The 8,932-nt window shown below is 52.6% G+C and carries 7 protein-coding genes; 6 read left to right on the top strand and 1 reads right to left on the bottom strand.

All coding sequences use genetic code 11. The annotated features are described in order from the left end of the window. The first annotated feature begins 2 nt into the window (after positions 1-2). The 4 genes from SH528x_RS31985 (at position 3) to SH528x_RS31970 (ending at position 2,811) form a co-directional block, all read left to right on the top strand. The gene (locus SH528x_RS31985; RefSeq protein ID WP_442507474.1) at positions 3-524 is read left to right on the top strand and encodes a hypothetical protein; all 522 of its coding nucleotides are present in this window, start codon (positions 3-5) and stop codon (positions 522-524) included. A gap of 343 nt (positions 525-867) precedes the next feature. Further along, on the top strand, positions 868-1,425 hold the full coding sequence (locus SH528x_RS31980) for a transposase (protein WP_442507473.1): 558 nt from the start codon (positions 868-870) through the stop codon (positions 1,423-1,425). A gap of 365 nt (positions 1,426-1,790) precedes the next feature. Then, positions 1,791-2,072 carry a transposase gene (locus SH528x_RS31975; protein ID WP_442507472.1) on the top strand — a complete coding sequence of 94 codons (282 nt, stop codon included), beginning with the start codon at positions 1,791-1,793 and terminating at the stop codon, positions 2,070-2,072. A gap of 208 nt (positions 2,073-2,280) precedes the next feature. After that, the gene (locus SH528x_RS31970; RefSeq protein ID WP_442507471.1) at positions 2,281-2,811 is read left to right on the top strand and encodes a transposase; all 531 of its coding nucleotides are present in this window, start codon (positions 2,281-2,283) and stop codon (positions 2,809-2,811) included. A 190-nt stretch (positions 2,812-3,001) separates the two neighbouring features. On the opposite strand, the gene SH528x_RS31965 is transcribed toward SH528x_RS31970, so the two are convergent. Continuing rightward, positions 3,002-4,420 (bottom strand): class I SAM-dependent methyltransferase, encoded by a 1,419-nt coding sequence (locus SH528x_RS31965; protein WP_442507470.1) that lies wholly within the window; start codon positions 4,418-4,420, stop codon positions 3,002-3,004. 681 nt (positions 4,421-5,101) lie between these two features. On the opposite strand from SH528x_RS31965, the gene SH528x_RS31960 reads away from it, so the two are divergent. Next, positions 5,102-5,674: an RNA polymerase sigma factor gene (locus SH528x_RS31960; RefSeq protein WP_442507469.1), complete on the top strand. Its 573-nt coding sequence runs from the start codon at positions 5,102-5,104 to the stop codon at positions 5,672-5,674. Next, complete coding sequence (locus SH528x_RS31955; protein ID WP_442507468.1) at positions 5,671-8,727, top strand: vWA domain-containing protein; 3,057 nt, start codon at positions 5,671-5,673, stop codon at positions 8,725-8,727. The genes SH528x_RS31960 and SH528x_RS31955 overlap by 4 nt, the downstream gene beginning before the upstream one ends. Positions 8,728-8,932 lie beyond the last annotated feature (205 nt).

Raw genomic sequence — 8,932 nt, 5'->3', positions numbered from 1 at the left:
CTATGAAAAAGAATCCTAAAATCGTTCTTGTGTTCAATGGGCCAGACTATGCAGAAGAGTGCTTAGAAGATGTTGAGACATACCTTGTCGATATTTCACCCAGTGAAGCAGTCGCTAGATTAACTTCACATAGGCGATTGTGGGGAAACTCGTCTGCAGCGAGAATAAGCTGGTGCGAGCAAGATGAATATGACGGCAAAACAATATTCGTGCCGACATCGAACCCCGGTTCACTTAGCATTCTGTTCCACCGAGAGCATGGCTTTCACTTTCGCCATGACATTGAAGGTAAAAAGTGGATTGCGATTTCGTTGGATATGCCGAAAAGAGTCGAGCAGCTTATTGGATCAGAACTTGGCTACTTCCCTTCGAATACGTATTTTTCGATTGAAGACTCTACACCAATAGTCTCGGCATTTGCGAGTGAGGAGCGGCGATACACTGGGGTCGAATGGGTCGAAGCAGACAACTTCAATTGCCACGATCCGTACGCATGGGAGAAGCTAGTGGCTACAATGAATTAAATTTGCAATCACATCCAGTCAAAACAGAACATGGTGGACGAAGGGGGCAGGACTGAATAAATCAAAGGGGTCAGCGACGGTCTTAACTTTTGTCAATAGTTGATTAAAAAGACATTTTTTAATTCCTTTGCTGTTCGTGGGTACTGTCTTGGGGGCCTGTCCCCAAACCCCCGGGATTTTTTTTAGGCATGACTCGGGTGTTCGATGATGTTTTGGTTGACGCTTGCTGTCCCTTGATTAAATTTGAACAACTCGGTGGACAAATCAAAGGGGTCAGGTCTCTTTGATTGCGCATCGGAGTGCGTTAGACTGACGAGATTACCGACCTTGGGAGAACTCGTTTATGCCAAGACCACCACGAGCCGACGAAGCTGGTGGGCTGTATCATGCTTTGAACCGCGGCAACTTGCGTGCGGAAGTCTTTCATAAGGAAGAAGACTACGCGGCTTTCGAACGGATTCTGTTTGAAGCGTTGCAGATCTATCAGGTGGAACTTTTTAGTTACCAGTTGATGCCTCATCACTATCATGTGGTACTGCGTCTGCTGGTTGATGGCGAGATGAGCCGCTTTATGGGATGGGTCGGAGGGACTCATACGATGCGTTATCACGTCCACTATCACACCAGTGGAATGGGGCATGTTTACCAGCAGCGATACAAGAGCTTTCCGATTCAAGACGACGAGCACTTCTTGGTCGTGTGCCGGGACGTTGAGCGGAATGCGTTAAGGGCTGGTTTTGTTAAACGCGTCGAGCAATGGCGGTGGGGATCGTTGTGGCGCTGGCTTCGCAAACCAGAGCCAAATCCACCCCTTCTTTCGTCCTGGCCGATGGCGAGACTGCCGGAAAAATCAAAGGAAAAATCAAAGGGGTCAGGTCTCTTTGATTGCGCATCGGAGTGAGGTAGACTGACGAGATCACCGACATTGGGAGAACTCGTTTTTGCCAAGAACACCAAGAGCCGACGAAGCTGGTGGGCTGTATCACGCTTTAAACCGCGGCAATTTGCGTGCGGAGGTCTTTCATAAGCAAGAAGACTACGCGGCTTTCGAACGGATTTCGTTTGAAGCGTTGCAGATCCATCAGGTGGAGCTATTTAGTACTACAGCGCAATACATGCATTTTTGAATTGAATTGCAGCTTGTTTTATCGGGTTTAGGCTTTGTTTTCTCGGAACCGGCGAACAAATCAAAGGGGTCAGGTCTCTTTGATTGCGCATCGGAGTGCGTTAGACTGACGAGATTACCGACCTTGGGAGAACTCGTTTATGCCAAGACCACCACGAGCCGACGAAGCTGGTGGGCTGTATCATGCTTTGAACCGCGGCAACTTGCGTGCGGAAGTCTTTCATAAGGAAGAAGACTACGCGGCTTTCGAACGGATTCTGTTTGAAGCGTTGCAGATCTATCAGGTGGAACTTTTTAGTTACCAGTTGATGCCTAATCACTATCATGTGGTACTGCGTCCGCTGGTTGATGGCGAGATGAGCCGCTTTATGGGATGGGAAAAATCAAAGGGGTCAGGTCTCTTTGATTGCGAATCGGAGTGAGGTAGACTGACGAGATCAGCGACATTGGGAGAACTCGTTTATGCCAAGACCACCACGAGCCGACGAAGCTGGTGGGCTGTATCACGCTTTAAACCGCGGCAATTTGCGTGCGGAGGTCTTTCATAAGCAATAAGACTACGCGGCTTTCGAACGGATTCTGTTTGAAGCGTTGCAGATCCATCAGGTGGAGCTTTTTAGTTACCAATTGATGCCCAACCACTATCACCTGGTACTGCGTCCGCTGGTTGATGGCGAGATGAGCCGTTTTATGGGATGGGTCGGCGGGACTCATACGATGCGTTATCACGCCCACTATCACACCAGTGGAATGGGGTATGTTTACCAGCAGCGATACAAGAGCTTTCCGATTCAAGACGACGAGCACTTCTTGGTCGTGTGCCGGTACGTTGAGCGGAATGCGTTGAGGGCTGGGTTTGTTAAACGCGCCGAGCAATGGCGGTGGGGATCGCTGTGGCGCTGGCTTCGCAAACCAGAGCCAAATCCACCCCTTCTTTCGTCCTGGCCGATGGCGAGACTGCCGGGTTGGGGCAAACGCGTCAATTCTCCTCTATCAGAAGCGGAACTGGCGGCAGTTCGCTTGTCTGCACAGCGATTCAAACGACTGGGTGATGATGGATGGTTCGAATCGATTGCTCGTCGACTCAACCTCGAATCAACGATGCCTCCACGAGAGCGGAAACGTGTGCGTTTCCTCGATGAGGCAAATGAAGAGACGTGATCGTTTACTGCCGGGGTGTTGCTCATTGAAGTGCCCCCCCGCACAACCGCGTCAGCTGTGGCGGATCTTAACTTGGCACATCGTAGTGGAACGCTTATTCGCAACGCATCGCAACTGCACGGGCATTGCAATAAAATTTGTCCGTCGTCCGTCCTCTGCGATGAATCAGCGTAATAACATCGAAAACGGATCATGGTATTTGGATAATCCACGATCTCCATACGTCTTCGCCAGTGCAATGAACAGTAAGTGATCTCTCACGAGCCCATTGGTCGACTGCCGATTTCACCTCGAAGTTTCCTGAGGGCAGTACGCCGTCCAAGTAATCGTGCCCCGCCAAGATTCCGCCCGGTCGAACCTTTTTGGACCAGATCTCTAAATGGTCCCAAACCGCTTGAAAGTAGTGCTGTTCGTCGATGTAAACTAAGCACAGGGATCTATCGGCATAATGGCTGGCAGCGTCGGCAGGGACTTCGCGACGGATATGGCAACGACTTGCAAAGCCACCCAGCCGTCGTCGTGTTTCATTATAAGCGTGATCGATCTTCCACTGCGGAAAGTTATTCTTATCGACGTGTTGCGCGTCATCGAGGCGGCACACCCAGGCATCGATGCAGTCGAGCCGTCGGCACCGCCATCGGCGTAACAACGTCTCGGCAAAGTGGCCGTACTGATCGCCAATCACGACACCGTGGTCCAATAACCCAGCATCGTTTAGCCAATTTCCTAATTGATCACGTTCCGATATGACAGGCGGAGGAAATTCCCACTTTGGGTTGTTTACTGCTATGTTCGACCGCTGTGCTCCGTCGATTGTTAGCTTGCCACCTGCAGCGGTTCTCTCAGCCGGACAGGGATCGGGCAGCAATTTGTATAGATACTCTATCAATACCGGACCAAACGCATCGTCGTCAAAGTTGAGAAAGGTCTTCTCGCGACACGCCGATTCCACATGCTCTTTTGTCGGCTGCTCTCCGTGGAACCCGACATATCGCCCTTCATCGCCACGATGGACCAGCCCCATTCTGTCATGAAGGAAAGCATGGTTAAGCACCGCGGTTGGGCCCAACATCCCATACCACCGATCTTCGGTAATGAAATCACGAAAATCCTTAAAAGCGTTTTGGATCCAATGCTTCCGATAATAGGTTGGCGTGTGCGTCTCAAAGTTGTAGGTCGGATAGCCTAGTCGAATCAATAGGTCATAAGTGCGCCACAAGGATTCTGCCCACAGTCCGTTTCCGCGATTTTTTACGTTTCTTAAGTCGTCAATGTATCTGGTTGACCGTGCTGACTCTGGGCTGAGTTCGTCCAAACAAATGAAATCGTCACAAAGCCAAATATATTCATCATCAAGATCGGGGATCTGCGAAGAGGCCTCTAGCATGATGAAAAAGTTCGTCAGGGGTGTCCGATAGGGGCCGAGTTCGGCCATCGCCTCATGAGGGACATGCTCGGCAAATGTCTGGTTCTCGGCAAGAAAGCCGGGCCGATCGCCGAAAATCCAGATCTTGTTCAGCCAAGGCGCGTGCGCAGCCAGACTGCGGAGGGAAAATCGAAGTTCCAGGTCGTCGTGTTCGCTGTGACGATAAAAATAAAGTGCATCCACATGCAGCCCTCCAGAAAGTTTCCGAACGATGTCGACGATCGGAAGCGAAGTTCAAGATCATTGGTACTATCGTAACGAACCTCAAACACTATCACGACACGGCGATGTCCCGAGTATTGACGAAGATTACAGGACGGGGATTGAATTGATAAATCAACCCCCGTCCTGTTTGGTTTGATGTGTGTTCACATATATGGTTATGCCTTGCGCGTTCTCGGACATTGCGACGTCCAAGAATCCGATCAAGGCTTGATGGCCCGAGTAGCGATGAAGGTATCAAGGAACTGCGAAAGTGGCGACAGGCTGACGCCCATGGCAACAGCCTGTCGCCACTTCGTGGCGGTATTCAGTCCCGAAGGGACGGCCGGGTGTAGCCACGGGCGAGAGCCCGTGGATGCGGGGGCAAACGCGATTGCACAGCCCCGAAGGGGCGACATGAATCGTGGGGGATGGGGGCTCCTATCGTCCCTTCGGGACTATTTGTGCGCGACGTGTTCGTAATCCATGGACTGACGCCCATGGCTACAACGTGTCGCCACTTCGTGGCTGTATTCAGCCGGTGGATGTATTTCGAGAAAACTGGCGGAAAATCTCTAATAAATCTAGCTGTGTCGCGTCTTTCCTTTTGAGAAGATGAACTCGTCGTGATCCAAGACAGCCAAGACGCAGCGAATCGAGTGAATGTTGAAACCGACTCCCCGAGTCTACAAGCCGAGCTCCGATGATGAAACGGAGCCCAATGTTGAAACGGAGCTCAGCGTACGGACTTTGTTTGACAGCGAGGAGACGTCCCTGTTGCGATATGCATTTTCCCTCAGCGGTCGCCGTGCGGTGGCCGAGGAAATCGTGCAAGAAGTGTTCTTGCAACTGCATATTCACTGGGACGAAATCGATTCTCCCAGGGCTTGGTTGTTCCGGAGTGTACGCAATCGCGTCTACACCCACATCCGCGATAACCGCCGAGAAGTGCTGGGCAGCGACAACAGCGCAACGCAAACGTCCGATCGCGAAGCGGACTCGCCCGAGGCAATGGTGCTGCGAATGGAGGCGACGGGAACGCTGCGAAAAATGCTCGCGGATCTTGACGAGACCGATCGCCAGCTGGTGAAGCTGAAGTATTTCAAAGATCTGAAGTATCGCGACATCAGTGCCCAAACAGGTCTCAGTATTGGCAACGTCGGGTATCGCCTGCACCACATCTTGAAAGAGTTGGCTGGCAAATTGCGTCCACTCGGAATCGATGAAAATTCATGAATGAAGAACCAAACAAACCGTTGATTGATCCGGAACTCGAAGCTCGTATTGTTGCGCTCGTTTTGGGCGAAGCTTCCGACTTTGAGCGTGATCAGTTGCTTCGACTTATTGATGAGAACGCCGAGCTCGCTGCTTTCAAAGACGAAATCGAACGTGTGCATGGATTGATGCGCGACGTCGGCAAGGGCGAATGGGATGCCAAAGACGTTAATTGGCAACTGCCTGCGGAAAAACGCGACGCAGTACTGGCGTTCATTAACGGCGAGGCAAGCGAGCCGCCAGCGATTCGACTCGCCAGTAAGTCCGGGGATCAGCCCAGTAAGTTGGTTGGTAAACGCAGGTCGAAGCGGCGGAGGTTTCTGGGCAATATTGCTAAGGTGGCCGCTGTGCTGCTGATCGCGGGATTCGGCGTGAGTATGTTGATGCCAAGTATCCAATATGCTCGTGTAGCTAGTAGGGCCCAAGACGCCGGGATGGGCGTTCCTAGCTTCTTCGACTCGTCGGAATCCATGGTTGGGGAGGACCTCTTATCCGATTACGATGCCGTCATGATCGATGGTGCGGTTACCGGAACTGCTAGTGATGATCATTTTAGTTCCGCAGCAACAAAAAATGTTGGAGACAGGGAGTACGGCAACAGTTCGAAATCAGCCCTTTCGGCGATTCGCGAGAGCCTCAGCGTCAGTACGGACAAGGCCCTGCCGTCCCCCTACTACCTGCAGGACGATGTCCAGTATTTCTCGTCAGGCCCCGAGTTCAAATTGCCAAAACGCGAAGCGGAGTTGCAGGAGAAGTTATTGGAGGAGAGCGAGAGTGTTTCGCCACGACTGGCCGACAATGGCCGTCGTCCTGAGTTGTCGCAGCCTATTGTGAGTGACTTCGCTCTCATTCCTCACAGCGTAACAGGCAACACTGCCGTTGAGTTCGATGGCGAATGGGGGGCGCGAACATGGTCCACCTTTGAATCGGGAGCAAAGGATTTTGGATTGCAGAGTGCTGGCGATAGTAAGCTTACAAGTCCATCCATTGCGGGCTTAGGCATGGAAGACATGCGTGCAGCGAAGTTGCCGGAGGTTTCTAGCGAACCTGCATCGCGTGGGCTGTGGGCGAAAGAATCGGGGCAATTACTATCCGAACAAGAGGCAGACGACGTTGTCGAAGGTTTCTCCGCTCGGACGGGGCGAGTCATGTTTGGTGGGGCGGTAAATCGAGATGCTGGGGAATCGGGGCAAATGTCTGCGGCAGACGATTTGTCGTCAGGGCTGCGAGGTGGCACTGCCCTGCAGTACTCCAAAGGCTTCTCCAGCGATGCACCGATCGCCGGTAAAGAAGTGGATATGGTTGAGGATGAGGCGAATATCAGCAAATGGACAGAAAGCGATGGGTACGGCCGCTATGACGGGGCAGATCCTTTGGGCACGCCACGACAGATGATTGAGAAAAAGGAGGTTGCCGATCGTGTCGCGGAAAATGTCTCCAGAAGCCGTCTTGCGCTGCCCAACGAACTCAGCGATCGATTCGAAATCGATTCGGTCCGCATCGCTCGAAGCGAGAAGTCCAAAAGTGATGAATCACTTCGGCGATATGGCGAGTCGCCCGCCGACTCACCCGGCCCGGTCTATCGGTACGTAGAACCGCCGATCAAGTTAGGGAAGATCAGAGAGCTGCAAACGAATGATCCAATTAGAACAACCGTTGCCCCAATCGTTTCACCAGCCGGGTTCGACGAAAAGAATGCGGCGGAAGAAGCCTTTTCCACGTTCTCGCTGCACGTCAGCGATGTTTCATTCAAGCTAGCCCGTGCGGCACTCGCCAGCGGATCATGGCCTGAGGCTGTCAAGGTGCGGATAGAAGAATTTGTCAACGCTTTCGACTACGGCGATCCAATGCCAAGCCAAAGCGAGAAAGTCGCCTGCCGCGTCGAACAGTCGATTCATCCATTCCTGCAACAACGAAACTTGCTGCGAGTTTCGATGCGGACCGCTGCGGCGGGACGTGCGAGCAATACGCCGCTGCGATTGACTTTTCTGCTTGATAACTCGGGTTCGATGGAACGCATCGATCGGCAACAAACGGTACGCCGCGCCTTCGCCCTGTTGGCTCAACAACTTAAGGCGATTGATCAAGTCACGCTGATCAGCTTCGCACGTCAGCCGCGATTATTGGCCGACAAGGTCAGCGGCGACCAATCGAGCCAGCTCGTTGAACTCGTTGACAACTTGCCCAGTGAAGGGGGCACGAATCTCGAAGCCGCTTTGCAGTTGGCCTTTGAAAAGGCCCTGGAACAACACGTTGATAATGCCCAAAACCGGGTCATTTTGCTCACCGATGGAGCCGTGAACCTTGGCGATGCCAACCCCGAACGTCTGTCGCAGATGATCACGACGATGCGAGTCGCAGGTATCGCTTTCGATGCGGCGGGGATCAGCGCCGATGGATTGAACGATGAAATACTCGAAGCCCTCGCTCGCAAGGGCGACGGTCGTTACTACTTGCTGGATTCACGTGAAGCTGCTGATGATGGGTTTGCAAGTCAGATTGCTGGGGCACTGCGTCCCTCGGCCAAGAACGTAAAAGTGCAAGTCGAGTTCAATCCAAGACGAGTGGGCCGTTACAAGTTGCTGGGCTTCGAAAAACATCGTCTCAAACAAGAAGACTTCCGCAACGACAACGTCGACGCGGCCGAAATGGCGGCGGCGGAAGCAGGCGTGGCGTTGTATCAATTCGAAGCGAAAGCGGACGGTGAAGGCGATGTCGGTTCCGTTTCGGTGCGATTTCGCGATCTATCGACGGGACAGATGATCGAAAACCGTTGGCCGATTCCGTACGAACCCAACACCCCACGTCTGGAACAAACGACACCGTCACTGCGTCTGGCTGCCTCCGCCGCCTTGTTCGCGGCAAAGCTCCACGGCGAAGCGTTGGGGGAAACGGTGGATCTGAAGACGCTGTCCAATCTGATTGCCGGATTGCCCGAACAAGATCGCAATTCCGATCGAGTTGCTCAGTTGCAATTGATGATTCAACAAGCCCGGCAAGTGAGCGGAGAGTAAACCGTACGATTAATTGTCGTTAATTCGACTGCCCCATTTTGTGAGCCGAACGCGCTAGCATCGGGCTGTCGCTCGGTAAATCGTCGGCAAGAAGAGGCCCGCGGCAAACGCCGTCGGCTCACAAATATGGGGAAAACAAAAAGTAGGACAGTCGAATGAACTTCCATCACCAACGTAGACGCGAAGAAGAGTCGAAACCAACGTA

This window comes from Novipirellula methanifontis, from assembly GCF_052161655.1.
Classification (GTDB): Bacteria; Planctomycetota; Planctomycetia; order Pirellulales; family Pirellulaceae; genus Novipirellula.
Note: the sequence above shows the minus strand (reverse complement) of the source record. Positions and strands in the feature narration are given on the sequence as shown.